The sequence below is a fragment of the [Flexibacter] sp. ATCC 35208 genome (genome assembly GCF_001975825.1).
GTDB lineage: Bacteria > Bacteroidota > Bacteroidia > Chitinophagales > Chitinophagaceae > Chitinophaga.
Window position 1 is genome coordinate 14,941 of the sequence record NZ_MTKN01000016.1, and the last position, 26,385, is coordinate 41,325.

A 26,385-nucleotide genomic window follows, 5' to 3' on the forward strand; every position below is an offset into this window, starting at 1 on the left:
CAGGAGGAATGATATGCTGAATAGAAAGAACCCTATTTCAGGTTGTGCCAATACCATGCCACAGCCTCATTCAGCCCTTCCTTAAAGGAATAGGCAGGTTGATACGCCAACAGTGTTCTCGCCTTCTCAATAGAAGCCAGTGAATGTGGAATATCACCTATCCTGTTAGTACCATAGATCACAGAAATATCTCCTACCTTCTCATCGAAGGCAACCAACTCGTCTTTAATTGCTTCGGTGAGCTGTGTCAGCGACGTCTGCTCTCCAAATGCCACATTATACACCTGCCCTATTGCTGCAGCATCTGGCACAAACAGAGCTTTGATATTTGCCTGCACTACATTGTCGATATAAGTAAAGTCGCGGGAGAAAGCACCATCCCCGTTAATAACAGGACTTTCATAGCGAATGAACTGAGACACGAACTTAGGAATTACTGCTGCATATGCTCCATTCGGATCCTGCCTTTGTCCAAATACATTGAAGTAACGCAACCCGATCAGAGACATGTTATACGTTTTCCCAAATACATCTGCATACAGCTCATTAACATACTTGGTCACAGCATAAGGGGATAAAGGTTTGCCAATCTGATCCTCTACTTTGGGCAGACCAGAATGATCTCCATAAGTACTGGAACTAGCCGCATAAACAAATCGTTTGCAGTTCTCGTCTCTTGTCGCCACTAGCATGTTCAGGAATCCTGAAACATTAATATCATTAGTAGTAATCGGATCATTGATAGACCTTGGGACTGAACCCAATGCCGCCTGGTGCAATACATAGTCTATTCCCTTCACTGCGGCTTTACAATCTTCCAGGTTGCGGATATCTCCTTCAAGCAATTCGAAGGCCGGATTACCCATGAACTCACTTAAATTCCTGCGGTGCCCGGTAATAAAATTATCTAAGACCCTTACTTTCCCTGCACCATATTTGAGAAGGTACTCGACCAGATTGGAACCAATAAATCCTCCTCCTCCCGTTACCAGAAAAGAGTGTGTTGAAAGTTGAACGGGATGATATGCTGTATTATACATGAATTGATTAATTGAATTAAAGTCTGCCGTCTACCGTTTCCTTATCCAGCACACCTTTTACATCATAGACAACACTGGTATTCTTGCACAATCCTTTAATATCAAGACCATTGAACTGCTTATGCGCTACAGCGGAAATAACCGCATCATAGTCACACGAGCCATCGAGTTCCAGCACAGAATCCCAGCCATATTCATGCTTTACTTCTGCCGGACTCGCCCACGGATCATACACCACGATATCTGTTTCATACTCTTTCAATGCATTTAGGATATCGATTACGCGGGTATTACGTACATCAGGGCAGTTCTCTTTAAAAGTGAAGCCTAGTACAAGGATCTTCGCACCCTTTACAGGAATGCTTTTCTTCACCATCAGTTTTACCACTTCCATCGCAACATATTGGCCCATGCCATCATTCAACCGGCGGCCCGCCAGAATAATTTCAGGATGATAACCAAGTTCCTGGGCTTTCTGTGCCAGATAATATGGATCTACACCAATACAGTGCCCCCCTACCAATCCTGGTTTGAACTTCAGGAAGTTCCATTTGGTACCGGCTGCATTCAATACGTCTTCTGTATCGATACCCATCCTGTTGAATATTTTAGCCAGCTCATTTACAAAAGCGATATTGATATCTCGCTGGGAGTTTTCAATTACTTTGGCAGCTTCTGCAACTTTGATAGATGCGGCTTTGAAGGTGCCCGCAATTATTACGGAATTGTAGAGTGCATCTACTTTGTCAGCTATTTCGGGAGTGGAACCGGAGGTAACTTTCAGTATTTTGGCAACAGTATGTTCTTTGTCGCCGGGATTGATACGCTCAGGGGAATAACCTGCAAAGAAATCTAGGTTGAATTTCAGACCGGACACACGCTCCAGTACTGGTACACACTCATCTTCAGTTACACCTGGATAAACTGTGGATTCATAAATTACAATATCACCTTTGCGCAGTACTTTACCTACGGTTTCACTGGCTTTGTAGAGTGGGGTGAGGTCAGGCCTGTTGTGCTTATCAACTGGTGTTGGAACAGTAATGATATAGTAGTTACAATCACTGATACCATTGAGATTTGCAGAGCAAAGCAAGCCTTTCTCAGCCTGCAGATCGCTGGTCAGCACCTTTTGTAACTCTCCGCTGGCGACTTCAAGTGTAAAGTCGTTTCCACTATTTAATTCTGCTACCCTTCTCTGGTTAATATCAAATCCAACGGTAAGGTATTTTTTTGCAAATTCGACGGCCAGGGGTAAGCCGACATATCCAAGTCCAATTACCGCTAATTTTGCGTTAGGCACCATAAAACTGTGATCATTTATTCTTTATAAGTAAAGGTGAAAGGATCTTTTATCCCTTCTTTGATTTTTGGAGTTTCGACATAAATAGTCCTTTGGACTGGGAACGTCTGTTTGCATTGGCATCACCTGCATAACCATATCCATAACCATACCCATAGCCGTAGCCATAACCGCTGCTACGATCCATTTTCACATCATTCACAACCAGGTTGACTTTCGGCATTTTCCTCTGCAGGAACAAGTCACGGCTGATCTGTAATTGCGCCTTAAATGTGAATCCTTGTCGTACAATATACAGGGTGGCATCGGCATATTTGGCTAGCAGCTGGGCATCTGTTACAAGTCCCACAGGGGCAGTATCTACTATAATAAAGTCAAATTCTGTTCGTAAATACGAAAATAATTTTTCAGTCGTCTCAAGTAACAATAATTCTGCCGGATTGGGAGGAATAGGTCCTGAGGTGATCAGACTACAATTCGGGTGAATATCAGAAGGACGGATCAGGTCTTCGATTGTCGTCATACCAATGGCATATGTGCTGAAACCTGTCTGGTTATTGATACCCAGATTCACTGAGATCTTTGGCTTTCTGAGGTCCATCTCCATCAGCACAACCTTCTTGCCGGATAAAGCCAAAATAGCGGCCAGATTGGTTGCTATGAAGGATTTACCTTCACCACTCATACTGGACGTAAGCAAAATGGTTTTCTCAGTTTTGCTTGACAATACAAACTGAAGGTTGGTTCTGATAGCACGGAACTGCTCTACCAGTGGCAGGGAAGAATTTTCTTTCTTTACTACCACAATATCTTTATAATCACTATGCCCTATCTCTGCCAGGATAGGTACAGGGGTATTATCCTTAATGTCATTTTTATATGCGATCCTTGTACTCAGGATATCTTTCAGATATAACCAAAGTGAAGGAACTGCGATACCGATCAGAATACCGATCAGGATCACCAGCGAATGCTTAGGCTTAAATGGAATCGGCTCACTCTTCGCTGCATCTATCACACGTGCTATTGCCATGTTGGAAGACTTGGAAATAGCGGATTCCTCGCGTCTCTTCAGCAGGAACAGGTATAATTCCTGCTTGATAGCCTGCTGTCTGGAAAAGTCCAGGAATACCCTTTCTTTTCCGGGCACCTGATGGATCTCACTATTCAGTGCTCTAGAACGTGTCTGCAATTCCCTGATACTTATTTCCACGCCGCGTTTGTAGGTACCCAGACTCGTTTGCAGATCTGCTCTTAAACCTGCGATCTGTAAGTTTATATTCTTTACCAACGGGTTCGCGTCTGTATTCGTCATTAGCAAACGCTCTTTTTCCAGTTCCAGATTATTGTATTTTTCAACCAGGGACATGAACGTAGGATCCTGCACGATCAGAGCAGTTGGCACGATGCGGGAATTATTCTTTTCATCTTTGATATATGATTCCAGGGATTGAATCACACTCAGGTTCACTTCCTGTTCAGTCAGTTGCCTTGTAAAATCAGTCGTACCATTGATCAGGGCCTTGGATTGCTCAGTAATATCAGCGAGGTTGTTATCCTGTTTGAAATGCTGAATATCCTTTTCAACACCTGACAATTCACTACTCACGTCCACCAACCTGTTATCAATAAAGGAAATCGTGCTGTCTGCGATCCTGTTCTTATCTTCCACATTAGAACGCAGGTAAGCATTGATCAGGGAATTAACAATCAGTTCACCCTTAGCAGGTACAGAAGAAATCAGCGACATATCGATCACGCTCACCTGTTTATTAGGTACAGAGATCGCAAAGTTTTTATGGTAATCCGCCACAGCCTTATCAATAGAGATGACCTGAATGCCGTATTTGTGACTTGCTTCAACCGGAAATTGCCATTCCCTTTTCAGCACAGCGGTACCTTCCGTCAATTGCAGGGTATCTCCCCACTTAGCAGCTTTTTTAGGCATTCCATTGCTGTAGATGGTAAAACCATCTTCGCCACTGGTAACTATCTGATAAGCATTAGGAATGAGAGTATCTTTCAGGGATACCCATTGTAATTTAAAAGGTACAATACCGAAGATTTCAGCAGTTTTGATACGTCCAAACTCAATATAGGTTACATTGAGCTGCAGATCACGTACTACTTTTTCCATCAGGGAACGGGACTTCAGCACTTCCACTTCATTATCTACGTTGTCCTTGTTATTGAACATGGACAACTGAGACAGGAGTTCCTGGCCGGGAAAATTACCGCCTTTCTGGTCATCTTTTACAATGATCTTCGCATTTATCTTATAATCGGGATTTGCATATCTTAGATATGCCATCGCCCCTCCCACACCGAGGACCAGAGACAAAGCAAACCAATACCAGTTAGTGATCACTTTATCCACGATTCTTCTTACAGCTATTTTACTATCTGCACTGTCACTTTTAAAGGCCTGACCATTTAGATGACCATTCAGATTTATATTGTCGCTACTATTCATTTTCTTTATATGAAAAATTATACTAGAAATTAATTCTGGAAACTGCAATGATCACTAAAGATAATACAGAGGTCAGGATAGATATGTTTCTCACCTGTGACATGTCAGTCGAATTTACCTTAGATTTATTAGGCTCAACATATACCACATCTCCCTGGTGCAAATAGAAGTATGGAGAAGAAAACAATTTACTATCATTCAGATTAAAACGTACGAAATCCTTTTTACCATTGTTATCTCTTATCAGCAGGACATTTTCTCTTTTGCCATAAATGGTCAGATCACCGGCCATTCCGATCGCATCCAAGATACTTACTTTTTCATTCGGCATTATATATGCGGATGGTCTTGCTACTTCTCCAAGTATAGTGATTTTAAAATTTGCGAAACGTACATTTACAACCGGATCTTTATAATACTGTTCTGCACCGTTCCTGATTTCGTCTCTGACGAGGTCTGTAGATTTACCGGCTACCATTACTTTCCCGATGATGGGAAGTAAAACGTACCCGTTTTTATCTACCAGGTAACCGTTAGGTACAGTGGTGTTTACTGTAGGAACCCCGGGGATGGCTGCCGGACTAGTACCATTGGCAGTAAAAATAGGACTGCTCTGATTCATCATAGATGTAGCGCCAGCATCTAGGGTCTGTATGGTAACTTGCAGTATATCATCTGGCTGGATAACGGGAGTCACGAAAGTGGCCAGCTCAATACTTCTTTGTTTGATTGTATCGGGAATATCTTTGAAGTACGTAACATTTTTAGGAGAGGAACATGAAAATAGGCAAAGTATGACAATACATCCTATCCACAAATATCTAATAGGGCTATATTGTTGTATCCCTTCCTTTTTAATTAAATTCATTTATATAAATAATTGTTTTAAGAATGATGATTCCGCAATAAACACTTTTTGTGTCTGCAAACTTAGGATAATTTTATTTTATCTTTATCCAACTGCTCGTATGTGGAGTTTTTACTAATAAACTCGGGGACCAATTGCTTCATGAGTGCCACTGTGGGTGTTATGTAGTGTTTATTAGCGGATTCTATCAGTTGTTCAATTCTTGCATTCACCTCAGCAAAATCGTACTCTCTTACCTTTGCTATCATGATCTTTTCATGATAAGTGCTTACTGTATTTTCAGAATTATTAAGTAGTTCTTCATATAATTTTTCTCCCGGACGGAGGCCAGTATATACGATCTGGATGTCTTTCCCGGGTTCGTGACCACTCATCTGGATCATTTTCCTGGCCAGGTGAGCTATTTTTACAGGCTGTCCCATGTCGAACACGAAGATTTCACCTCCCTGTCCCATTGCTCCGGCTTCCAGTACGAGCTGACATGCTTCTGGAATGGTCATGAAATAACGTGTAATTTCGGGATGTGTTACCGTAAGAGGTCCACCTTTCTCTAGTTGCTGTTTGAAGCGCGGAATAACACTTCCATTAGAACCAAGTACATTTCCGAACCTGGTGGTGATGAACCGGGTAGGCCGATGACCATATACGGGACCGGTCTTTTTGTACTGCTTGTGCATGTGATGGTTGAAAGATTGGGTAAAAATCTCGGCGATTCTTTTGGAGGCCCCCATCACATTGGTAGGATTAACAGCCTTATCGGTAGATACTGTCACAAACTTTTCAACGCCAAAATCTGCAGATAGCTCAGCCAATATCTTGGTGCCTAATACGTTATTAATGACGGCGACAGACGGGTTCTTTTCCATCATGGGTACATGCTTGTAAGCTGCTGCGTGGTACACCATGGTAGGCTCATATACCTCAAAAAGCTGTTGCATGCGATTCTTATCGCATACGTTTGCAATAAAAGGAATGATTGTAACCTTATTATACATCATGTCCTGGAGTTCCAGTTCCAATTCATGCAATGGAGATTCTGCTTTATCACAGAGAATAAGTACAGCAGGCTCCAGTTTTACCAGCTGGCGGACCAGTTCGCTACCAATGGATCCAGCGGCACCGGTCACCAGAATTGATTTCCTTTGGGCCTCTTTTCTCACCTGTTCATTATTGATTTTGATCACAGAACGGTCCAGGAGGTCTTCTATTTTAATATCCTGTAGTTGATTAGAATTCCATCCAGAGGCAATCCATCTGTTTACAGGTAAAACTTTCTGAATTTTGATATCAAGAGCGAGACAGTTGTCTACCAGGTTATTTAACAGTTGTGGATCCATGGCTTCTTCGGAAATAAGGAGGAGTCTAATTTTCTCCTGAGAGACCAGTTTTTCCAAAGAAGCCCTGCTTGTAGCATAGATAGGCAACCCTTCCAATCGTTTTCCGGCGCGGGTCAGTTTATCATCAAGAAATCCACAGATCCGAATACTGCCAGAGGAGTCTTCACTGATGGCTTTGCGGACCATGAGGCCAGAATAGCCCGCGTTGTAGATAACCGCTTTGGTCTTATGGATAGTTCCGTAATGAGCATAGTAGTTAAAAGCCCATTTTGCGAATAACCGATAAGATAAAAGTAAAGAGATACTGATAAAGAAATTAATGAGGATGATGGATAATGGGAACATGATACCAGTGCTGTAGCGTACAGCAGCATAGTTCACAGAAAAATAGATTAAACTTCCAAATACCCCCATTCCCGATATTCTGCTTACATCGGACATGCTGGTATAACGAACAATACCAGTGTAAGTACGAAATATCAGTGATGATAACAAATTCGTACACAGCACTACCACCATGATATCTTTAATGGGGTAGTGGCTAAAATCTTCGAGGTTAAAATTGAGCCTTAGCAAATATGCAAGGTTCATAGCAACAATAGAACACCCGAGGTCTAATAGCAATATCAGCCAGGACGGGGTTATCCAAGATCTCTTAGTCATCGAATTAATTAGATAAGGTTAAAACTGTATCAGTGATTCATAATTATTCCAATCGTTATTACTTACCCTTATAACTTGTTTATGTCATTTGAGATAAACAGCATGCAAATAAATACATAATATTAGCTTTTGCGTAAAGAATAAGTAATTATGATCAGATGTTTTTTTATTTCATACATCACGCTCAATATATATTTAAATCAGTTGCAAACCATTAAAAACCAACAATAAATACTTGCCGCTCAGTCCGAAAGGATTATTATAGGCCCTGCTGAATAATTGCTGCGAAAAAGGAGTGGAAAAGCCTTCTAATGTCAACTGTTTTGCAGGTGTGTACCGTATCATGGCTGCATGGTTTTGGAGACGAATCTTTCAATACAGAAACACTTCTTTATCAAAAAGGATGCCATATAATATTAATTAACAACACTTTAATACTTATTCAGCAGACCCTACTATAGGAAGCAACTTAATCTATAAAAAAATACGCATTTATACGTATCACATTCCAATCGGCCTCACTTGGCAACTCACTACCAACCTAACACAAAGTGAATGCTTCAAAAGGTTGCAATTAAAATTATGATATTAGTGTGTCAAAACATTCGCCTAAATTGAATATATATGTTTGGAGATTGAATAAACTCTAAAGAAAGTTACTTAGAATAGATTCCCATTCACCACAATTATCGGGAGTTAGATTAATCACTCAAACAATATACCAATTCAAGTAATTAGTATATAGTCTTTCCAGATTGAATAACAATTTTTATAGAAGATTGTTTTCATAAAAGCTGAAAATAATTTATTAAAGCAGCAATATATTCAATATATTCACCATATTAACAATCAAAGTTTTGGGGGCGCATTTTAGGAGATGGGAAAAGTCATTCCCTATGCCATACATATGATTTCTTGAAACATTTGTAACAAATATATCTTCTAAGTGGAAATACCCCCAATAAATATTTAACGATAAAACCTCTTGGAACTCTGTCTTCCAGAATTCCCCCTTTACATCTGGGACAACGATGTACTTTTTTGGTAGCAGCACTTTCGGGAACTGCTGCTTGATGATTCTGATTCATAGTTTAATTAGTAAGTTGTGTACATATAACCCTGGTGGTTATTGGTAAAAACGACGACATCCGTTCTACCGATAGCCTTCACATCAGATGGTTAAAATTTTTTAAGGAGGGAAAGTAGTTGTAGTGATCATGTGCTTGTACACCAAAATTAATACTATCGTTGGTAAAAAAGCAATAATGATTTGTTAATAGGTAGTTTCCACCTATTGAAGTATCAATTACGGCTACATATAAACGAAAATGCATGCATAAGGATCAAAAATTAATGGCCAGAAGTGTGTAATGCCTGTTTGTCCAATCGATCTATTCAACTAGACCAATATAACATTACTAGAACAATAATTATGCAAAATATGTTCACCAGCATATATATATTATATAACCATATCATAGTTTCGCCATACACGTATATATACGCAACATGAGGGAAGTTTTAGTATTTTGGAGGTATGAAAGGGCTGAAACTTGATACCAGTAGCAAAATTCCCGTTTATCAGCAGATTGTACATTCTATTATGGCAGCCGTGAGAGATGGCATATTGAAGCGCGACCAGCAAATTCCATCTATTAATGAATTAAGTGAAGAATACCTGTTATCACGTGGAACTGTGGAGAAGGCGTACAATGAACTGAGGGATAAGAAAGTAATTATATCAGTAAAAGGTAAAGGGTATTTTATAAATCGGACCGATGTCACCATCCCTTTACGGGTGTTACTCTTATTTAATAAAATCAGCAACTATAAAAAACAATTATATAATGCATTTGTACATGCATTAGGAAATAATGTATTTGTAGACCTCCATATTCATCATCACAGTGTGACTTTGTTCGAGAACCTGATGAACAACCGGATCGGTGACTATGATTATTATGTGATCATGCCGCATTTTTATGAGCAGCCGGAAAAAGTACTTGAGATTATACAGCGGATACCAGCAGATCAACTGATATTATTAGATAAGGACCTCCCCGGGTTGAGAGGGAAGTATGGTATCGTATATCAGAATTTTGAGAAGGATATATATGCTTCATTGACAGATGCTTTACCTCAATTAAAGAAGTACGACAGGTTGGTGTATGTGAACCCCGGCATGACACCTTACCCTGAGGAGATTAAAATGGGGTTCCAGTATTTCTGCAGGATGAATGATTTTAATTATTCGGTGATAGAAGGAGTCGAGTTAGATACCCCGGTCGTAAAAGGACAGGCATATGTGATTATTGAGGAAACGGACCTGGTCAATCTGGTGAAAATTTGCCGCAATCAGGGATTGTCAATTGGAAAGGATGTGGGGATTGTTAGCTACAATGAGACGCTTTTAAAAGAGATATTATTAGATGGTATAACAGTTATTTCCACAGACCATGATGAGATGGGCAAGGCAGCAGCGAAAATGATATCAGGAAAAAAGATGGAGGTAGTGAAGAATGAGTTCAGGTTAATCATGAGGGGGAGTTTGTAAGCCTGAAAACCCCTATGGATTTTCCATGTACTCTCCTAACTGAGTGACGATACTATCTCCGGAATTTTTCAATGATGCAATGATTCTTTTTCTTTCTTCATCTGTTTTATTCTGACTGAGTTTCTTTTTGCCTTGTAATGTCGTAACGACTATTTCAAAAGCGACAATGCCATTCGCCATTTTGTACCTGAATGTCTCCGACAGTTCATTCCACTGTGCCATATACCCCGGTTCATAATCCTTGATTGCTGCTTCCAGCATTGCCATGACGGTTTCCTTTTCATTAATAATATTTGCCTTCCCATAAGCATGCACAGACAAATAATTCCAGGTAGGAACCGATTGCAGACTATCATAATTAGTGGGAGAAATATACGCATGCGGCTCAGAGAAAATAACTAAATTCTGTTGCACGGTTATCGCCTGCCATTGCTTATTTGCCTTCGCAATATGTGCGGTAAGGATTAGCTGATCCGCTCTCATCTCTGCATGAAAAGGCAGGTGGGTGGCAACAGGTATACCTTCAATATTCGTTATCATCGTTCCAAAGCTATACCGCTGAATGAAGGACAGGATTTCAGCAGGGTTATCCATGAGATTATCGTGTGGTATATACATAATGCAAAGGTGTAATTTTTTAGCCGATCAGCAGGGGGCCAGCGGGGAAATAAGTAATAGTCCAGAGAATATTTACTTTTGCATCATTATGACCTTAACTGAAATTATACATCGGATTCATCCAATGCCTCCTGAAGCGGTCGAAAAACTACTGGCTATAGCAGAAGTGGTGTCTCTTCCTAAATACCACCTGCTGTTCAGGGCAGATAAGATAGATCATAATTTGTATTTTATTAAGAAAGGTATTGTCCGGGCTTTTACAGAAAAAGAAGACACAAGCATTACCTTCTTTTTTGGTATGGAAGGCGACCCGGTGCTGTCAATGAAAAGCTATGTGAGTAAGGAGAAGAGCTATGAAGATATCGAATTACTGGAAGATAGTGAATTGTATCATTTTGATGGTGCCTTACTGGAAACACTCTATCTTCAGGACATTCATATTGCCAATTGGGGAAGAAAACTGGCGGAGATTGAACTGGCAAGAACAGAGGTAAGACTAATAGCCAGGCAGTTCAGAACAGCAGCCGAAAGGTATGCAGATCTAATGCAGGATACCCCGGAACTGCTCAGAAGGGTATCATTGGGACACATTGCGTCTTATCTTGGAATTACGCAGGTGAGTTTGAGCAGGATAAGAACGAAACAGTAGATGGTACCTGTTAATTGTCCTCTTTTTTATCATTTGTATAAAATATTCTCCCTCTCTCTTCAGACCTTTGCGACCATGAATTGGATAATATTAGTTCTGGCGGGGTTATTAGAGACAGCCTTTACCTTTTGCTTAGGAAAAGCACAGGCTGCCAACGGGTCTACTGCTTATAGCTGGTATACAGCGCTGGTGATAGCCATGGCTTTCAGTCTTGGGTTGCTGATGAAAGCCGCACAGACCATTCCTATTGGCACAGCCTATACTGTATGGACAGGGATTGGTACAGTATGTACGGTTTTAGTGGGGATCTTTGTATTCAAAGATCCGGTGAATACCTGGCGGATTGTATTTATTACTTTACTGATTGGTTCTATTATTGGATTGAAAATAGTGGGAGAATGATCCTTTTCAGGATCATTCTTTATAATGTCATATCAAATCTTAACTCTGTGAGTGGCTTGTCAAAAGCGGTCGAAAACTTCTCTCCTGTTTGTTTAAACCCAAATCTCGTATACAACGAAATTGCCGTTGCCTGTTCGGTGGTCGTCCACAAATAAATATTCTTACACCCTGACGCTCTTGCGTAATTCATAAATTCTGCCATGAGATGCTTGCCTAATCCAATCCCTCTGTATTCCGGCAGGAATATAAAATACCTGAATTGGATATCACTGTTTCTATGAAACCCAACCAGGGAACCTATTATTTTCCCTTCATGCTCACAAATCCAGACTTTATCTTTCGTAGGATCATATTGATGCGCAAACTCTCCCAAACCATTCAGCACATATCCTTCAAAATTAATTCCATACCCCATTTCCTTTGCATACAGCATCGCATGCATGTAGGCCACAAAACCCAGGTCTCCGGGCTGTAAGTTATTTCTGATGGTGATATCGGCTAAACTAATTCCTGCATTCATGATTCTCCTGTTTATTGATTGTCTTGTAATATCGTTCTGATCGCCTGCATATGCGTAACCAGTTCCACTTGTTGTTGGGTATTCAGATGCGTTATCAATCCACTGATCTGGTCTTCTGCTGCCTTTGTCAGTTCTTCAAACAGCTTCTCCCCTTTTGCGGTTAGTGACAACACTGTAGCACGCCCATCCTGTTCTGAAGCCTTTCTGGTAATCACACCGTCTTTTTCCAGTTTTTTCAGGATCCTGCTCAGATAGCTCTTATCTATATCCATTGCAGACATGATATGGGAAGCCTGGGCTTCTCCGGCTGTATGGATCTCGTACATTATACGGATTTCAGATAGAGAGTAAGCACTGTTGAGCAAATGCTTGTTTAACAGGCCGATAAGGTCTGTATAGAAGCGGTTGAATACGCGAATTTCCTGGATGGTTTTGGTAAACATGGTAGGGTAAAGATAACATATTTAGTGGACGTTGTCTACTAAAGTAAAAAACATCCTTCTAATAAGGAGATCACCAGTCCTTTCGGTACCTGACCATACCAGCGCTTCGATATAACTTCGTCACCATTTCGTCACTAAAAGGTCACTTGTATATCCCTGGGATATTGAAGTGACCTTTTGGTGCCCTTTTGATGCCCTTTTGGTGGCGAAATGGTGACGAAGCTATATCGAACCCTAATCGAAGTTCTACTATACTACCACTCCTGTTTAATCCCCACCTTTTCCATCTCACCCACCATCACACTATACACCCCAAACTCCTCTATCACCTTTCCTTTCAACCTATAAAACCCTCTCCCCTGGAATGGGTACCGCCGTGCCGCTTCCGGGAAATGTACTGTATCCAGCCAATCTCCTGCCGCATCCAGAAATGTACCGAAATGCATTAACTCCCGCTTTTCTCTTGTCATCGTCTCCTTTGTACATACCAGGTATCCCAATACGAGCACCTCGTGCCCTAATAAAGACGGTAAGGTCGCTGCCAGCGGATACTTCGACAGATCATCATCCACCAGCTCAAATACATTCCCTATCGGAAACCCCATTAACTCCATCTCCTTCATCATATCTTCCCTTTGATTATCAGGCAGCATGGGTAACTCAAACGATACCGGTTCTTCTGCAAACAACGCCTGCCGTCCCGGTACATGATCATCCATGTGCACCTGCAAGAAATTCCCTTCCCACAATAACTGCTTCTTTGTTCGCCCTGTAAAACGAAATGCGCCCACTTTTATGAATAAGTTCAATTGTTCTATCCCCACCTCTGTACGTTCTATAAAATCCTGCAAATGGACATAAGGACCATTTTGTATGCGTTCTGCCAATAGCTTCTCTGCGAATTTCTGTTCGAGGTTTTGGATATGAATAAAACCTACGTATACCTTCCCGTCTCTGATATCTGTGAGGTATTCGCTATTATTGACACAAGGCCCCTGTAAATTGGCACCGGCTTTCTTTAACTGCTGAAAATATAACTCCCGTGAATAAAACCCGCCGAAGTTATTAATCACCGCCACCATGAACTCAATTGGATAATACGTTTTCAGGTATAGGCTCTGGTAACTCTCCCCCGCGAAACTCGCAGAGTGCGCCTTGCTAAATGAGTATCCTCCAAAACTTTCGATCTGTCTCCATACCTCCCTGGCAATCTTTTCAGGATGCCCCCGCTCCTCGCAGTTGCGAAAGAACTGCTCTTCCAGTCGCTTCATTTCCTTATTTCCTCTATACTTTCCACTCATCGCCCGCCGCAGGATATCCGCCTCTCCCATATCCAGACCGCCAAAATAATGTGCGACCTTGATCACATCCTCCTGGTACACCATCACACCATAGGTCTCTGCCAGCAATTCTTCCATCACCGGATGCAGGTACTCAAACTTATCCGGGTTGTGAAACCGCCAGATATACTGTTGCATCATCCCGGAACTCCCCACCCCCGGCCGGATAATCGAAGATGCCGCCACCAGTGTGAGATAATCATCGCACCGCAACTTGCGCAATACCCCTCTCATGGAAGGACTCTCTATATAAAAACATCCAATAGTATCCACATCACGGATCTGCGCAGCCAACTGCGGATCCTTTTTGAATTGCTCTACCTGGTGAATATCGATATCTACATGATGGTGCTCACGCACCAGTTCTATCGTGTCTTTGATATGCCCCAGTCCCCGCTGACTCAATATATCCAGCTTAAACAAGCCCACATTCTCCGCTACAAGCATATCTATCTGTGTAGTGGAAAATCCCTTCGGTGGCATCTCTAATGCGGTATACTGCGTAATGGGCAATTCACTGATCAGCATACCACCGGGATGTATGCTTACATGATTCGGGAAATTTTTCATCAGATCGCCAAAGCGTATGATCTGCCTGTGATTGTTATCATTCGTATTGTACTCTCCTCTTGACAAGCGGTCTATCTCCGATTTGGGCAAGCCATACACCTTTCCTAATTCACGGATGATCGCTCTGCGCTGGAAGGTGGTATGCATGCCCAATAGCGCCACATGCTCTTTACCATAACGCTTCAGGATGTAGTCGATGATCTCATTCCTGTCTTTCCAGGAAAAGTCAATATCAAAATCAGGAGGAGAAGTACGGTACGGGTTGAGGAAACGCTCAAAATATAAATCCAGTTGTATCGGATCGACATCGGTGATCTGCAGACAATAAGCCACGATCGAATTGGCTCCACTACCACGTCCTACATAAAAGAACCGCCGGTCTCTCGCATAGCGAAGCACATCCCAGGCAATGAGAAAGTAGGCATTAAATTTTAAGTCGTTGATAATCTTCAACTCTTTTAATACGCGCTCCCGGGCTTTCTCATTCTTACTGCCATAGCGATATGGCAGACCATCCATAACAAGCTTTTCCAGCAGAATACGATCATCTTCCCGGCTAGTTGTAAATGCCTGTTTGTTTTTGTCAGCTTTAAAATCAATTTGTATGTCACACGACTCCATTATCCGCAGCGTGTTCATCAAGATCTGTGGGTATTGTTTAAACTGCTCCATGATGGTTGTCATTGGCATGAAGTATTCATGTACGGCAGCTTTGTGCGTATCTTCCTGTTTGCTCAGTACGATGTTTTTATCGATGGCCCGCAGCAGCCGGTGTACGCTGTAAAAGGTACGGTCCTGAAAAGTAACAGGCTGTCTGACGACGAACTTTGTACTATATGCCCCTAAGTCAATCCCAAAGAGTTTATTAACTTCGGTAGGTTGCACACCGATGAGTTCATTGAGCGCTAACCTGGCCGGCGAAACCATGCCGAGGGCATAGATTACCCATACGCTATCGTCTATGACAGGCTTTGCAGGGAAAGGCTTTTTTTCCTGCAGGTGTTCAGTCAAAAAACGATTGATATGCAGGAAGCCTGTATTATTTTTTGCGAGCAATAAATAACAGAAATGATCACCATTCCGGATTTCAGTGCCGGGTACGGGATGAATACCGGCACTGTGACAATGTTGTATAAAGTCCCATACATCCGCGGTGTTGTTGATATTGGTAATGGCCATGCTGTTGGCGCAGGCATCGACGCCGGCGGCGACCAGTTCTTCTGTGGAGAAGGTACCGTATCGGTAGGAAAAAAATGTTTTACAGTTCAGGTACATAAATAATTACTTCATAGTGTCCGTGCCCGCACTAATGCACCCGCGCCAAACTGCTTCTTAATACTATCTATTGCATGGTACAATTGAATCATCTCCTGCGTATCGTCGAACAAACTAATCTGATAATTACCGGGTACGAGATCAGAAAATCGAATGCCTACCAATCTTACCAGCATACGCCGGTCATACAATTTATCAAACAATTCTTTTGCTGTGCGCAACAGTATATGATCAGAGGAGGTATAAGAAATAGACAGCTGTTTGGTAACCGTATCGAAATTGGCATACCGTAATTTTACGGTTACACACCCCGCCAGATTATTCTGCTGGCGGAGTACAAAACCGATCTTCTCGGTCATGCGTACCACTTCTCTGTTCAGGAATGCTATATCAATTGTATCATTATTAAAAGTCTCCTGTGTAGAAATACTCTTTTGTTCAGAATAAGGTACAACGGGCGTTTCATCAATTCCATTTGCACGTCTTGACAGTTCTAGCCCATTTTTCCCAAATCTGGCACCTAACAAACTGGGGGGAATTTCAGATAATGTACGGATCGTACTTACACCCATTTCTCTTAATAAGGTTGCAGTCTTATCTCCTATCATTGGCATTTTTTCAATGGCCAGTGGCGCGAGGTATGATTTTTCTTCTCCGAAAGGAATGATTGTCTGGCCATCGGGTTTTACTTCATTTGTCGCTATCTTACTAATCAGTTTATTCGATGCCAGTGCATATGTAACTGGCAGGCCGGTCTCCTTATAAATCTTTGCTTTGAGTTCTTTACTGAATTTTTGAGTACTGTGAAACTTATCCATCCCTGTTAGGTCGGTATAAAATTCATCGATAGAGGCTTTTTCAAACATCGGTACTGATTGGGCAATCACTTCCGTGACCTGACGTGAGTAGTTGCTGTAGTCTTCATGATCACCTTTGATAACGATAGCCTGCGGGCATAGGTACAAGGCAGTGCGCATAGGCATGGCAGCATGTACACCAAAAGCACGGGCTTCGTAACTGCAGGCTGCGACTACTCCCCGCTCTCCCCCTCCTACGATCAGGGGTTTTCCTTTGAAAGCACCATTCTTCAGACATTCAACGGATACAAAAAATGCATCCAGATCAAGATGAATAATGGATCGCTCATTTAATTTCATAGCTTCTCTATTTTAAGGTAAGGCGGCAACGCAATATTACTACTATATTTAGTAATAAAAACTAAACAAATTAGCATTTTTGCCGAAAATACAATTTCCTTTGAAATCAGCCACAGCTGATGGTTTCATAGAATGAAAATAGTTGATAAATATAGCCGATCCACTACTTTTTTTTAGTAAAATTTAGCTTATGAAAATGGATTTTTGATTACGGGATCATTTTATTATTGGTGCAGAAAAATTGGGGAAGTGCACTTTTGGGAAGTGTGTGTTTTTTTTGACTTTGGGGGAGTATATATAAATGAATTGATGGTGTATTTTCAGACAAAGTGCAGCGAGGTTTCGTGTAGGTGATTTTAAAAACAGTGAGTAGTATGGGAAAGGCTGTGGGTATTGAGTTGTATGGAATTTCAGAAAAGTAAAATGAACAAAAATGAACAAGAAAAAACCGGAAAGGAAGGAATAAATTTGGGTATGCACTTCGAGAAATATGTTTGTTGTCCCGATAGCACCTTTGCCAATTTCACTTTTGAAAGTTTGGGGCCAAAAGGGGTTATCAAAAAGAAGATACGATATGAAAAAGTTGATGATGGGGATGGGCCCCTATTCAATTTATCATTTGGAGATTATGATGAAGTTACTGACAGCGTCAGTGATAATGTTACTTCAAATAATAAAGATAAGGCTAAAATTCTCGCTACAGTTGCGGGTACGGTCGTTGATTTTACAGATCATGCAGGCCGTGTCTATCTACATGCAAAAGGAAGTACTCTTTCAAGGACAAGATTATACCAGATGGGCATAAATGCACATAGAGAGGAAATAGAGGAGCTATTTCACATTTTCGGGTTGCGGGGCAATGAGTGGGAAGAATTCCAGCCGGATGTCAATTATGACCGATTTATGGTAATTAGAAAAAAGAGAAATTAAAAACAAGAAAATATGTTAAGTACTACTACAACAACTAATGAGAGGATCAAAACTGTAAGAATAAAATCACAGTGTCCTCCTATAATGCGCAAAAAAGCGGATTACGTTTGGGCCGCACCATTACCAATAGCAATGGAAGGATATGATAAATGTCCTTTCCCATTTGCAACATGGACATCATTAATTTCAGAATAAAGTTTTCAATTTATTCCAAATGCCTCACCTTTGTGAGGCATTTTATTTTCCAAGTTAATCCAATGACCTACGCCCAACAACACCGCGCTTTTATCAAAGGCTATCATCTCGCCTTTAATATTCATGGGAGGAAAAAAGACTGGCAGGTTATTTTTGACCTTTGGTATGCTGCTGCCTGTAATGGCCACAAAAGTGCCCAGTTCTACCTTGCCACGCTTTATGATCATGGCAAAGGTATTCCCCGGAATATTCCCGAAGCATTTAACTGGTATATGAAAGCTGCAGAACAGGGACATATGGAATCGATGTTCAATATCGGATTCTTTTATTATAATGGAGAGGTCGTAGCACAGGATTTTAAAACCGCTGTTCGCTGGTATACACGGTCTGCTATCAAAGGAGATTTCATGGCACAACATGCTCTGGGCATTTGTTACTTTTTGGGACACGGGGTTAAAAAAAATGATAAAAATGCTGTATTCTGGTATAGGAAAGCTGCCCGGGGTAGCCATTTAAGTGCTATTTATAATCTGGGGCTGTGTTATAAATATGGTGATGGAGTAAAGCAATCTGACCGCTGGGCGAAGCACTATTTTGAAAAAGCAGCGGAAAAGGGGCATAAAAGGTCGCTAGGACAATTAAGAAGGAATTATAATAAATGAATGTAGTAGTCAATATAATGACTGAAAAACCAATTTAAAAAATAGTATTTTGGGCTGAATGCAAAATGTGTGTCTAACTTTCGGCTGACTTGACAATTCTTACACCTTATAACGATCCAAATATCATCCTGCGCTTCTCGCAGGGCGACGAACAAGCATTCCGCACCATCTTTAACGCACAGCTTCAACCACTGTGCTATTTTGCCTATAAGATCTTAGGGCAGAAAGAAGAAGCAGAAGATGTAGTCAACACCACCTTTGCGGTTCTATGGGAGCGGCGTGCACAGTTTAATAATGGAGAAGTCTAGTTTCCTGTGGATGTATACAGGGCACCTTCCAAAGATGATGCTGTAAGGGTATCGGCTGCGGGTGTAAATGTGATCAAATGGATATTACCAGGATTGCTGCCGGGGTTGATAGCCGTGATCGTAACAGCTGTTTTGGTGAGAAGGCAAAGAAGATAATGAAATGGAAAAAGCCACTTTGAGAGGTGGCTTTTCTATTTGATCATTCTGTTCGAATTATTTGAAAGAATGATAAATTATCTGGATATTGAATTATGGAACAGTTAAAAATCAGAAAATTTGGTCCACTAAAAGAAGTGGAATTGAACATACAGGATTACATGATTTTGATTGGCCCGCAGGCAAGTGGGAAAAGTACGATTTTAAAGCTGCTATATATTTTCAAATCTTTACGGGAAGAGGTTTTTAGAACAGTATCAGATTTGGTGGAGGGGTTATGTGCAGACCCACTTCCTGAGGTGATATTAAAGGAGCATATAGTTGGTAAATTTAACCACTTCTGGAATAACCTTCCGCGCTATGGTGACTTCTTTTTGAAATATGATTATGAGGATGATAAGGTGATTACCATTTTTCAGAAAAAGAAAGTAATTCAGGTAGCCTTTAGTGAAAAACTGGAAGTAGAGATCAGGGATATTTTTGCTGCTTTGAGAACTTTTATAACTGAGCGGTATATTGATGCCAGTAAAGAAACGAAACAGAAATTCTACCAGGAGATAGATGGATATATTTCAAAGTTGTTAGGGAAAGAAAAGATACCGGTGTATATACCTGCGGGCAGAGTAATGGCTTATGGGGTTTCTGACAGGTACCTGGATCAGCGGATAGACAATACGATGAAAGTTTTTATTCAGCAGGTAGCGGACATGAAACCTTTATATTTTGATCAGTTGGAAAAGATGGTGAATAAGGAGGCCGCACTTAATATTGTGGACAGGGAAAGTCTGGAGATGGGCATTAAGCTTATAAAGCAAATACTGAGAGGAGATTATGTATATGAGAAAGAAAATGAGCGGATCAAACTGGAAAAGAAAGGAACATTTATTGAAATGCCATATGCATCGACCGGGCAGCAGGAGGCATTATGGCTGCTCATGCAGTTGTTTACTATTATGCAGACAGGGTTAGAATATTTTTTAATCATCGATGAACCGGAAGCACATTTGTATCCGTTAGCACAGCAGCAAATGATAGATTTGATCACGCTGGCAGCAAATTATTCAGATAATCAGGTGGTGATGACCACTAATAGTCCAACAGTGTTGCAAACCATCAATAACCAGGTGTATGCAGGCATGAAAGAGGGACTCACTATGCATAGTAATTTATGGCTGGAAAGCGAAAAGGCAAATGCGTATTTATTGAATGAAGGTGTAATGAGAAGTATTGTGGAGAAAGATAGTAAGATGATAAAACCGGCTGAAAGCTGGATACAGCCGTTTTTTTGATTTCATTATATCTGCGGATTCCAATGCAGGGCTATTCCCAGCCGGTTCCAGCTATTAATAGCGAGGATACTCATCATCATCTGTCCGGTGGTTTCTTCACCGAATAATGCCACTGCTTTTGAATAAACATTTTCTGTGAGACCCTGTTGATGGATCAGGGTCATTTGTTCTGTTAATTCCAGTATGACCTGTTCTTCTTCTGAGAACATATGTTTTGCTTCTTTCCATACAGTGATCAGGTTGAGGCGATAGGCTGCTTCATCATATTTCAACACCAGCTCTACATGCATATGCAAACAAAAAGCACAACCATTGAGCTGGGATGCCCTGATCTTTATTAACTCTTTTTGTAAAGGTGTAATTTCAGATCGCCGGTCGCTTTTTCCAGTCCACGGATGGCGGCATAAATTTCGGGAAACAGGTTGGTGATATCCAGTCTTTGCATGCTTTTTTTGTCAAAAATAAAGCAATGGGAAAGGAAATGGATAGTCCAGTTAGCCGAAAGGAAATAGTCCAGGTTAATCCATATGAAAAACGGATTCAAGGGGGATGGATACCGGGGAATGATCTTCGTTTGTTTCCATAATATCGGCCATATAAGCCCACCAGCGTTTCACCACCTCAGTAGTACCCAGCTCCTGGGAAGACTGTTCGCCTGACTGCTGCTGAACGGCGAATAAGGTATTGGTAGTCTCGTCAAGAAAGATGGTATAGTCGCTGACACCATTTTCCTTCAGGAGTTGTTTCAGCGTTGGCCAGATGGCAGCATGTCGTTGGCGATATTCTTCTTTGTACCCGGGTTTGAGGTACATTTTAAAGGCGATTTTCATACGTGGGTGGGTTAAGTAAAGTATGCAGGCAATGTACCTGCATACGGTATAATATTTCTAATCTATCAGGAACACGGTCAGGCTTTTTGCGCCATGTGCACCTAAAACCAGTGATTGTTCGATATCTGCGGTCTTGGATGGGCCGGCGATAAATACTCCAAAACCGGCGTCCGGACCGCCTATTTTGCGATAAGCATCATGCATGGTAGGTAGGATCTCCGAACTTTTTAAGACAATCGCCAGGTGCTGCGCAATAAACGGCAGCGCCCTTACCTTCAATTCATCGTCAGTGACCCATACAGCGCCATTTTCCGCTACGCCCAGGCGCCCCTGGATGATGGCCAGGTCTACCTTTTCAAGCTGGCGGCCCTCACCTTCCTCCCAGTTTTGCATACCATCCGGATAAAATTCAGGGTGGGTGGTAACTACCAGTGGGTGTTCTTTTATTAGGGGGAGCATATCGGCATAAGTTTTTATGGATACTACCTGGCCACCAAGAAACGCTACGACTTTCGTAAATGCCGCAGGATCGCCTGCTTCACTGTGGTGAAAGGGTTCCAGTTCCGGAAGGGGATGCTGTTCAGGCTGATTTTGCTTTACAGCGGATAATATGCTTTCTCTGCTCATGGTATGTCTTTGAATTACAGGTGCAAATTACGGGGAGAAAATTAAATAATGGAGAAATTAGAGAATTTCTTTATATTGAATATGACATTGTTAACCATTTAAATGTTACCCACACTATGAAAGATGTAAATTCTATATGGGAAAGACCCATTACTCTATCCGATGTTCAGCCATTACTTACTCCGGGAATGGTTCAATCTGCTGAAAAGCAATTGGGATACCGCCTGCCTGCGGCCTACATTGAGTTGATGAAAAAACAAAATGGAGGGAATATACGATGTGGCTTAAGAGATGAAGATTACAACCATACCAGGATTTTTGGCATCGGTCCGAATGAAAACTCAATTACAAACAATGAGTTTTTGCCATCAATACCACACGGGCTGATTCCCTTTGATGGACTTGCTCACTGGTGTCTCTGCCTGGATTATCGAAAAGATCCGGATACACCTTCTGTTGTGCATATTGAACTTGAATCTGGTATTATTAAATCAGAGGAAACAATAGCTCCAACATTTAGTGAATATCTTGAGCAATTAATCATAGTTGAAGAGGTTGAAATATTTGTAGTGGAAACAACAACGTCGATTGGGGAGGTGGTAAGAATAATATCTACCGTTTTAGGTACACCCATCAGACCACATTTTTCCGCTGGTGATTTACATTATTTTGGCTTTCATGGGGAAAACGATGTCCGAATCTATTTACATGGTAATAAAGTACCTAAGTACCATCAGGAAGAATTCTTACCAGAACATGCTGCAGAACGGGATGATTTAAATGCCAGCATTCTCCGGCACCCTGAAGTAGATGAAAATTATGTATTCCTGGAGATAGAGAATGAAGAGTATGAAGGTCAACGACAAGAAATGGTCCAAAACTTTCGTGACGCAGGTCTGATTATCAACTCACTGAACCATTACCTTTCCTGAACTAAAAAGCACTTTTGTCCACCACAAAAGTGCTTTTTAGTTTATCCTCCCCGCGAAAAGGTATTTTTCTCCCGCCTATTCCACAAGCCAAAATTAATTGTATTTTGTACACTCACACTCTTCACCAAAATCTAAGCTGACTCATGAAAAAGACGTTCATCCTGCTGACCTTTGCTCCTATGCTTTCTATGGCCCAATCCACCCTCGACAAAAACGTGTCCTCCATTAAAGACTCTGTCATCACCTGGCGCCGGGCCATCCACCAACACCCGGAACTCTCCAACAGAGAATTCAAAACAGCCGCTTTCGTCGCAGAACACTTAAAAAAACTTGGTCTCGAAGTGCATACCGGGGTTGGCAAAACAGGCGTTGTCGCCATTCTAAAAGGTGGTAAACCAGGCCCTGTTGTAGCCCTCCGCGCCGATATGGATGCCCTCCCGGTTTATGAAAGAGCCAATATTCCTTTCAAATCTCTTGACACCGCCGAATACCTAGGTCAGCAAGTGCCTGTTATGCACGCCTGTGGTCATGACTCTCACATCGCGATCCTGCTGGGCACCGCCGATGTACTTACCTCCATGAAAAAAGACGTTCCTGGTACCGTAAAATTCATTTTCCAGCCTGCTGAAGAAGGTGCTCCTGCTCCCGAAGAAGGCGGCGCCCCACTCATGATCAAAGAAGGTGTAATGGACAATCCAAAAGTTGATGCCATTTTCGGCCTGCACATCAACTCCCAGACACCCGTGGGCATGGTCAAATATAAATCCGGCGCCGAAATGGCTTCCAGCGACTGGTTCACCATCAAAGTAAAAGGGAAACAAACCCACGGCTCTCAACCCTGGAACGGCATCGATCCAATCGTAGTCGCGTCCCAGATCATTCAGGGATTCCAGACCATCGTCAGCCGTCAGGCGGAATTGACCAAAGGCCCCGTAGTCATCACTGTTGGTAAAATAAATGGTGGGGTAAGAAGCAATATTATTCCTGAAGAATTGACAATGGAAGGAACCATTCGTACATTTGATAACAAAATGCTGAAACAGGTGCATGAGAAAATGAAACTCACAGCCACCAAAATAGCTGAAGCTTCTGGCGCCACCGCAGATGTTGTGATTGAAAATAAGACCAAAGTGACCTACAACGATCCCGAACTAGTAAAACTCATGGTCCCTTCTATCGAAGCCGCTGCCGGAAAAGATAATGTAAACGAAACTGAATGGACGACAGGTGCTGAAGACTTTTCCTTTTATGGTGACAAAGCTCCTGCATTTTTCTTTTTCCTTGGTGGCATGCCCGCAGGCGCAGATCCTGCAAAAGTTGCCGCCCACCATACACCGGATTTCTTTATTGACGATTCAAAACTGGATGTGGGTGTTAAAGTGTTCTGCCAACTGGTATTTGACTATGCGAAAAAGAAACCCCTGTATAAGGTGACCAATAATAGTACACCCGGTACTTTGTAAACACACTATACTATATGAAAACATTTTTTGCTACCTCCCTTCTGCTGCTGAGTGTCCTGTTTGTAAACGCACAGAGCAGTCCGCAATTCCCTGAACTGAAAGTTAAAGAAGATTATGCGAAAGCAGCACCCATGTTCCTTCAGGCGACTGAATGGCTGAATGAAACACCACTCAATGAACAACTGGAACTACGTAAGCGTACAAATGCATTTATCCTTACATGGGTAATGGGATCACCTGATGTGAACATTAACCTGGGTGATCCTTTGATCGAGCTGATGAAAGATAACCCGCAACTGTACCCTATCTACCTGGGAAATTATGCGTCCTTTTGCATCAATAACAAGGATAATAAGAACCCAAGGGATGGTGCCAGAGCAGGGCTTCTGGGAATAGTGAATGTCTATAAAAAGGGGGTTGGTATCAAAAAGACGAAACAACTGAAAAAGTTCGCCGAAGCCGTTGATTCCGGCAATATGGAGGAATCTATAGATGAACTCCTGAGAATGGATATTCATGAACGTAAATAAATTAAAAAGCCGTCTCCTGAAAGAGGCGGCTTTTTACTCAAACATCTACACCGATATTATTTACCCTAATTCATTTACTCCTTTCTCTCCTTTCACAAAACAATCTAAGTTGAACATCGTCGTTGCTGCTATATTCTTTAATGCGGTGTCGGTAAGGAATGCCTGATGGCTCGTGATCAGTACATTGGCAAACGTGATCAGTCGGGAGATCACATCATCCTGTACGATATCACTGGAATGATCTTCGAAAAACAATCCCCTCTCTTCTTCATATACATCCAGTCCCAGATAACCTATCTGGCCTGACTTCAATCCCTCCGTCACATCCAGTGTATTGATCAGTCTACCACGGCTGGTATTGATCAGCATTACCCCTTTCTTCATTTTGGCAATGCTTTGTTTATTGATAATATATTCCGTTTCGGGTGTCAGCGGTGCATGCAGCGAAATGATATCCGCCTGCCGGCACAACTCATCTATACTTAGATAAGTAGCCTCATAAGACGGATCCGGGTATCTGTCAAAAGCAATGATCTTACACCCAAAGCCCCGCATGATTTGGCCCACGATCTTACCAATCTTTCCCATGCCGATGATACCGACTGTCTTGCCATGCAGGTCAAAACCGGTTAGCCCATCCAATGAGAAGTTCAGGTCCCTGATACGGTTGTGTGCCCTGACAAGTTTTCTATTGAGTGCCAGTATTAAGGCAACTGTATGCTCTGCCACGGCATAAGGTGAATACTCCGGTACACGCGCTATGCGCATACCTAATGCATGTGCCGCCTGTATGTCTACATGATTAAACCCTGCGGAGCGAAGCGCGAGATACTTTACGCCCAGTGCCGCGAGTTTTTCTAATACCGGGGCTGAACCATCGTCGTTTACAAAGATACAAACAGCCTCACAACCCGCTGCCAGCGGCGCTGTCGCCAATGAGAGTGCCGGTTCCAGCAAAACTAATTCATGCTGGTCGCCGGCTGCCTGTAACAAAAAATCCCTTTCAAATTTATGTGTACTGTAAAAGGCGGTCTTCATGTTGATCAAAGTTATTCAAACAATAGTAAATATTACGATGATAACTGCTATTATATCGTCTGACTAATATCATAAAAATTTGCCAATCTGATGACAAGAATTTCTAATTCAGGGATAGAAGTTCCAGACTCATAGATTATACTACTCTATTTTTATGAAAAGACGCGTCAATACATTAGCTTTAACGTTTTAGTAACAGGAACAAGCTACTAG

General features: G+C 41.8%; 26 protein-coding genes. 11 read left to right on the forward strand and 15 right to left on the reverse strand.

The window, feature by feature from the left end:
- Positions 1–32: 32 nt before the first annotated feature.
- The 6 genes from BW716_RS12090 to BW716_RS36735 form a co-directional block, all read right to left on the reverse strand.
- Positions 33–1,040 (reverse strand): SDR family oxidoreductase, encoded by a 1,008-nt coding sequence (locus BW716_RS12090; RefSeq protein ID WP_083722814.1) that lies wholly within the window; start codon positions 1,038–1,040, stop codon positions 33–35.
- Positions 1,041–1,056: 16 nt separating this feature from the next.
- Positions 1,057–2,346 (reverse strand): nucleotide sugar dehydrogenase, encoded by a 1,290-nt coding sequence (locus BW716_RS12095; protein WP_083722815.1) that lies wholly within the window; start codon positions 2,344–2,346, stop codon positions 1,057–1,059.
- A 46-nt stretch (positions 2,347–2,392) separates the two neighbouring features.
- Positions 2,393–4,816 carry a tyrosine-protein kinase family protein gene (locus tag BW716_RS12100; RefSeq protein WP_083722816.1) on the reverse strand — a complete coding sequence of 808 codons (2,424 nt, stop codon included), beginning with the start codon at positions 4,814–4,816 and terminating at the stop codon, positions 2,393–2,395.
- A 22-nt stretch (positions 4,817–4,838) separates the two neighbouring features.
- Positions 4,839–5,684: a polysaccharide biosynthesis/export family protein gene (locus BW716_RS12105; RefSeq protein ID WP_083722817.1), complete on the reverse strand. Its 846-nt coding sequence runs from the start codon at positions 5,682–5,684 to the stop codon at positions 4,839–4,841.
- Between the two features lie 62 nt (positions 5,685–5,746).
- The gene (locus BW716_RS12110; RefSeq protein ID WP_235643626.1) at positions 5,747–7,612 is read right to left on the reverse strand and encodes a nucleoside-diphosphate sugar epimerase/dehydratase; all 1,866 of its coding nucleotides are present in this window, start codon (positions 7,610–7,612) and stop codon (positions 5,747–5,749) included.
- Between the two features lie 267 nt (positions 7,613–7,879).
- Positions 7,880–8,029, reverse strand: a complete 150-nt coding sequence (locus BW716_RS36735) for a hypothetical protein (protein ID WP_179091102.1) — start codon at positions 8,027–8,029, stop codon at positions 7,880–7,882.
- A gap of 1,192 nt (positions 8,030–9,221) precedes the next feature.
- On the opposite strand from BW716_RS36735, the gene BW716_RS12115 reads away from it, so the two are divergent.
- Entirely contained in the window at positions 9,222–10,238 is a 1,017-nt protein-coding gene (locus tag BW716_RS12115) for a GntR family transcriptional regulator (protein WP_083722819.1), read from the forward strand.
- A 12-nt stretch (positions 10,239–10,250) separates the two neighbouring features.
- Here BW716_RS12115 and BW716_RS12120 read toward each other — a convergent pair whose 3' ends face one another.
- Complete coding sequence (locus BW716_RS12120; protein ID WP_083722820.1) at positions 10,251–10,856, reverse strand: FMN-binding negative transcriptional regulator; 606 nt, start codon at positions 10,854–10,856, stop codon at positions 10,251–10,253.
- 88 nt (positions 10,857–10,944) lie between these two features.
- On the opposite strand from BW716_RS12120, the gene BW716_RS12125 reads away from it, so the two are divergent.
- Together BW716_RS12125 and BW716_RS12130 are read left to right on the forward strand one after the other, a co-directional pair.
- Positions 10,945–11,505: a Crp/Fnr family transcriptional regulator gene (locus BW716_RS12125; protein ID WP_083722821.1), complete on the forward strand. Its 561-nt coding sequence runs from the start codon at positions 10,945–10,947 to the stop codon at positions 11,503–11,505.
- A gap of 75 nt (positions 11,506–11,580) precedes the next feature.
- A complete protein-coding gene (locus tag BW716_RS12130; RefSeq protein ID WP_083722822.1) occupies positions 11,581–11,907 on the forward strand; it encodes a multidrug efflux SMR transporter in 327 nt (108 codons plus the stop codon).
- Positions 11,908–11,926: 19 nt separating this feature from the next.
- Here the strand turns inward: BW716_RS12130 and BW716_RS12135 are convergent, their stop codons facing one another.
- The 4 genes from BW716_RS12135 to dinB all read right to left on the reverse strand — a co-directional run bounded on the left by BW716_RS12135 (position 11,927) and on the right by dinB (position 17,212).
- On the reverse strand, positions 11,927–12,427 hold the full coding sequence (locus BW716_RS12135; protein WP_083722823.1) for a GNAT family N-acetyltransferase: 501 nt from the start codon (positions 12,425–12,427) through the stop codon (positions 11,927–11,929).
- An 11-nt stretch (positions 12,428–12,438) separates the two neighbouring features.
- Positions 12,439–12,870 (reverse strand): MarR family winged helix-turn-helix transcriptional regulator, encoded by a 432-nt coding sequence (locus BW716_RS12140; protein ID WP_083722824.1) that lies wholly within the window; start codon positions 12,868–12,870, stop codon positions 12,439–12,441.
- 254 nt (positions 12,871–13,124) lie between these two features.
- Positions 13,125–16,055, reverse strand: coding sequence for a DNA polymerase III subunit alpha (locus tag BW716_RS12145; protein WP_083722825.1), 2,931 nt, complete (start codon positions 16,053–16,055; stop codon positions 13,125–13,127).
- An 11-nt stretch (positions 16,056–16,066) separates the two neighbouring features.
- Positions 16,067–17,212 (reverse strand): DNA polymerase IV, encoded by a 1,146-nt coding sequence (dinB, locus tag BW716_RS12150; RefSeq protein WP_083722826.1) that lies wholly within the window; start codon positions 17,210–17,212, stop codon positions 16,067–16,069.
- Between the two features lie 402 nt (positions 17,213–17,614).
- On the opposite strand from dinB, the gene BW716_RS12155 reads away from it, so the two are divergent.
- The 5 genes from BW716_RS12155 (at position 17,615) to BW716_RS12170 (ending at position 20,752) form a co-directional block, all read left to right on the forward strand.
- A complete protein-coding gene (locus BW716_RS12155) occupies positions 17,615–18,142 on the forward strand; it encodes a hypothetical protein (RefSeq protein WP_083722827.1) in 528 nt (175 codons plus the stop codon).
- Positions 18,143–18,399: 257 nt separating this feature from the next.
- Positions 18,400–18,999 carry a tetratricopeptide repeat protein gene (locus tag BW716_RS12160; protein WP_179091104.1) on the forward strand — a complete coding sequence of 200 codons (600 nt, stop codon included), beginning with the start codon at positions 18,400–18,402 and terminating at the stop codon, positions 18,997–18,999.
- An 89-nt stretch (positions 19,000–19,088) separates the two neighbouring features.
- Positions 19,089–19,307, forward strand: coding sequence for an RNA polymerase sigma factor (locus tag BW716_RS12165; protein ID WP_083722829.1), 219 nt, complete (start codon positions 19,089–19,091; stop codon positions 19,305–19,307).
- A 6-nt stretch (positions 19,308–19,313) separates the two neighbouring features.
- Positions 19,314–19,463, forward strand: coding sequence for a hypothetical protein (locus BW716_RS36745; RefSeq protein WP_179091105.1), 150 nt, complete (start codon positions 19,314–19,316; stop codon positions 19,461–19,463).
- A 95-nt stretch (positions 19,464–19,558) separates the two neighbouring features.
- Complete coding sequence (locus BW716_RS12170; protein ID WP_083722830.1) at positions 19,559–20,752, forward strand: AAA family ATPase; 1,194 nt, start codon at positions 19,559–19,561, stop codon at positions 20,750–20,752.
- A 5-nt stretch (positions 20,753–20,757) separates the two neighbouring features.
- Here the strand turns inward: BW716_RS12170 and BW716_RS12175 are convergent, their stop codons facing one another.
- The 3 genes from BW716_RS12175 to BW716_RS12185 all read right to left on the reverse strand — a co-directional run bounded on the left by BW716_RS12175 (position 20,758) and on the right by BW716_RS12185 (position 22,209).
- Positions 20,758–21,114 carry a carboxymuconolactone decarboxylase family protein gene (locus BW716_RS12175; RefSeq protein ID WP_083722831.1) on the reverse strand — a complete coding sequence of 119 codons (357 nt, stop codon included), beginning with the start codon at positions 21,112–21,114 and terminating at the stop codon, positions 20,758–20,760.
- Positions 21,115–21,270: 156 nt separating this feature from the next.
- Positions 21,271–21,582, reverse strand: coding sequence for an L-rhamnose mutarotase (gene rhaM, locus BW716_RS12180; RefSeq protein ID WP_083722832.1), 312 nt, complete (start codon positions 21,580–21,582; stop codon positions 21,271–21,273).
- A 57-nt stretch (positions 21,583–21,639) separates the two neighbouring features.
- Positions 21,640–22,209 (reverse strand): LUD domain-containing protein, encoded by a 570-nt coding sequence (locus tag BW716_RS12185; protein WP_083722833.1) that lies wholly within the window; start codon positions 22,207–22,209, stop codon positions 21,640–21,642.
- 116 nt (positions 22,210–22,325) lie between these two features.
- Here BW716_RS12185 and BW716_RS12190 point away from each other — a divergent pair, with 116 nt between their 5' ends.
- The 3 genes from BW716_RS12190 to BW716_RS12200 all read left to right on the forward strand — a co-directional run bounded on the left by BW716_RS12190 (position 22,326) and on the right by BW716_RS12200 (position 25,134).
- Complete coding sequence (locus tag BW716_RS12190; RefSeq protein WP_179091106.1) at positions 22,326–23,141, forward strand: SMI1/KNR4 family protein; 816 nt, start codon at positions 22,326–22,328, stop codon at positions 23,139–23,141.
- Positions 23,142–23,284: 143 nt separating this feature from the next.
- Positions 23,285–24,604: an amidohydrolase gene (locus BW716_RS12195; protein WP_083722835.1), complete on the forward strand. Its 1,320-nt coding sequence runs from the start codon at positions 23,285–23,287 to the stop codon at positions 24,602–24,604.
- Between the two features lie 14 nt (positions 24,605–24,618).
- The gene (locus BW716_RS12200; protein WP_083722836.1) at positions 24,619–25,134 is read left to right on the forward strand and encodes a hypothetical protein; all 516 of its coding nucleotides are present in this window, start codon (positions 24,619–24,621) and stop codon (positions 25,132–25,134) included.
- Positions 25,135–25,194: 60 nt separating this feature from the next.
- On the opposite strand, the gene BW716_RS12205 is transcribed toward BW716_RS12200, so the two are convergent.
- Positions 25,195–26,172, reverse strand: coding sequence for a 2-hydroxyacid dehydrogenase (locus tag BW716_RS12205; protein ID WP_083722837.1), 978 nt, complete (start codon positions 26,170–26,172; stop codon positions 25,195–25,197).
- Positions 26,173–26,385: the final 213 nt, after the last annotated feature.

Excerpts from the sequence above, each read along its gene's own strand:
- BW716_RS12090 (WP_083722814.1), bottom strand. The coding sequence starts at position 1,040 with ATGTATAATACAGCATATCATCCCGTTCAACTTTCAACACACTCTTTT.
- BW716_RS12095 (WP_083722815.1), bottom strand. The coding sequence starts at position 2,346 with ATGGTGCCTAACGCAAAATTAGCGGTAATTGGACTTGGATATGTCGGC.
- BW716_RS12100 (WP_083722816.1), bottom strand. The coding sequence starts at position 4,816 with ATGAATAGTAGCGACAATATAAATCTGAATGGTCATCTAAATGGTCAG.
- BW716_RS12105 (WP_083722817.1), bottom strand. The coding sequence starts at position 5,684 with ATGAATTTAATTAAAAAGGAAGGGATACAACAATATAGCCCTATTAGA.
- BW716_RS12110 (WP_235643626.1), bottom strand. The coding sequence starts at position 7,612 with ATGAACCTTGCATATTTGCTAAGGCTCAATTTTAACCTCGAAGATTTT.
- BW716_RS36735 (WP_179091102.1), bottom strand. The coding sequence starts at position 8,029 with ATGATACGGTACACACCTGCAAAACAGTTGACATTAGAAGGCTTTTCC.
- BW716_RS12115 (WP_083722819.1), top strand. The coding sequence starts at position 9,222 with ATGAAAGGGCTGAAACTTGATACCAGTAGCAAAATTCCCGTTTATCAG.
- BW716_RS12120 (WP_083722820.1), bottom strand. The coding sequence starts at position 10,856 with ATGTATATACCACACGATAATCTCATGGATAACCCTGCTGAAATCCTG.
- BW716_RS12125 (WP_083722821.1), top strand. The coding sequence starts at position 10,945 with ATGACCTTAACTGAAATTATACATCGGATTCATCCAATGCCTCCTGAA.
- BW716_RS12130 (WP_083722822.1), top strand. The coding sequence starts at position 11,581 with ATGAATTGGATAATATTAGTTCTGGCGGGGTTATTAGAGACAGCCTTT.
- BW716_RS12135 (WP_083722823.1), bottom strand. The coding sequence starts at position 12,427 with ATGAATGCAGGAATTAGTTTAGCCGATATCACCATCAGAAATAACTTA.
- BW716_RS12140 (WP_083722824.1), bottom strand. The coding sequence starts at position 12,870 with ATGTTTACCAAAACCATCCAGGAAATTCGCGTATTCAACCGCTTCTAT.
- BW716_RS12145 (WP_083722825.1), bottom strand. The coding sequence starts at position 16,055 with ATGTACCTGAACTGTAAAACATTTTTTTCCTACCGATACGGTACCTTC.
- dinB (WP_083722826.1), bottom strand. The coding sequence starts at position 17,212 with ATGAAATTAAATGAGCGATCCATTATTCATCTTGATCTGGATGCATTT.
- BW716_RS12155 (WP_083722827.1), top strand. The coding sequence starts at position 17,615 with ATGGAATTTCAGAAAAGTAAAATGAACAAAAATGAACAAGAAAAAACC.
- BW716_RS12160 (WP_179091104.1), top strand. The coding sequence starts at position 18,400 with ATGACCTACGCCCAACAACACCGCGCTTTTATCAAAGGCTATCATCTC.
- BW716_RS12170 (WP_083722830.1), top strand. The coding sequence starts at position 19,559 with ATGGAACAGTTAAAAATCAGAAAATTTGGTCCACTAAAAGAAGTGGAA.
- rhaM (WP_083722832.1), bottom strand. The coding sequence starts at position 21,582 with ATGAAAATCGCCTTTAAAATGTACCTCAAACCCGGGTACAAAGAAGAA.
- BW716_RS12185 (WP_083722833.1), bottom strand. The coding sequence starts at position 22,209 with ATGAGCAGAGAAAGCATATTATCCGCTGTAAAGCAAAATCAGCCTGAA.
- BW716_RS12190 (WP_179091106.1), top strand. The coding sequence starts at position 22,326 with ATGAAAGATGTAAATTCTATATGGGAAAGACCCATTACTCTATCCGAT.
- BW716_RS12195 (WP_083722835.1), top strand. The coding sequence starts at position 23,285 with ATGAAAAAGACGTTCATCCTGCTGACCTTTGCTCCTATGCTTTCTATG.
- BW716_RS12200 (WP_083722836.1), top strand. The coding sequence starts at position 24,619 with ATGAAAACATTTTTTGCTACCTCCCTTCTGCTGCTGAGTGTCCTGTTT.
- BW716_RS12205 (WP_083722837.1), bottom strand. The coding sequence starts at position 26,172 with ATGAAGACCGCCTTTTACAGTACACATAAATTTGAAAGGGATTTTTTG.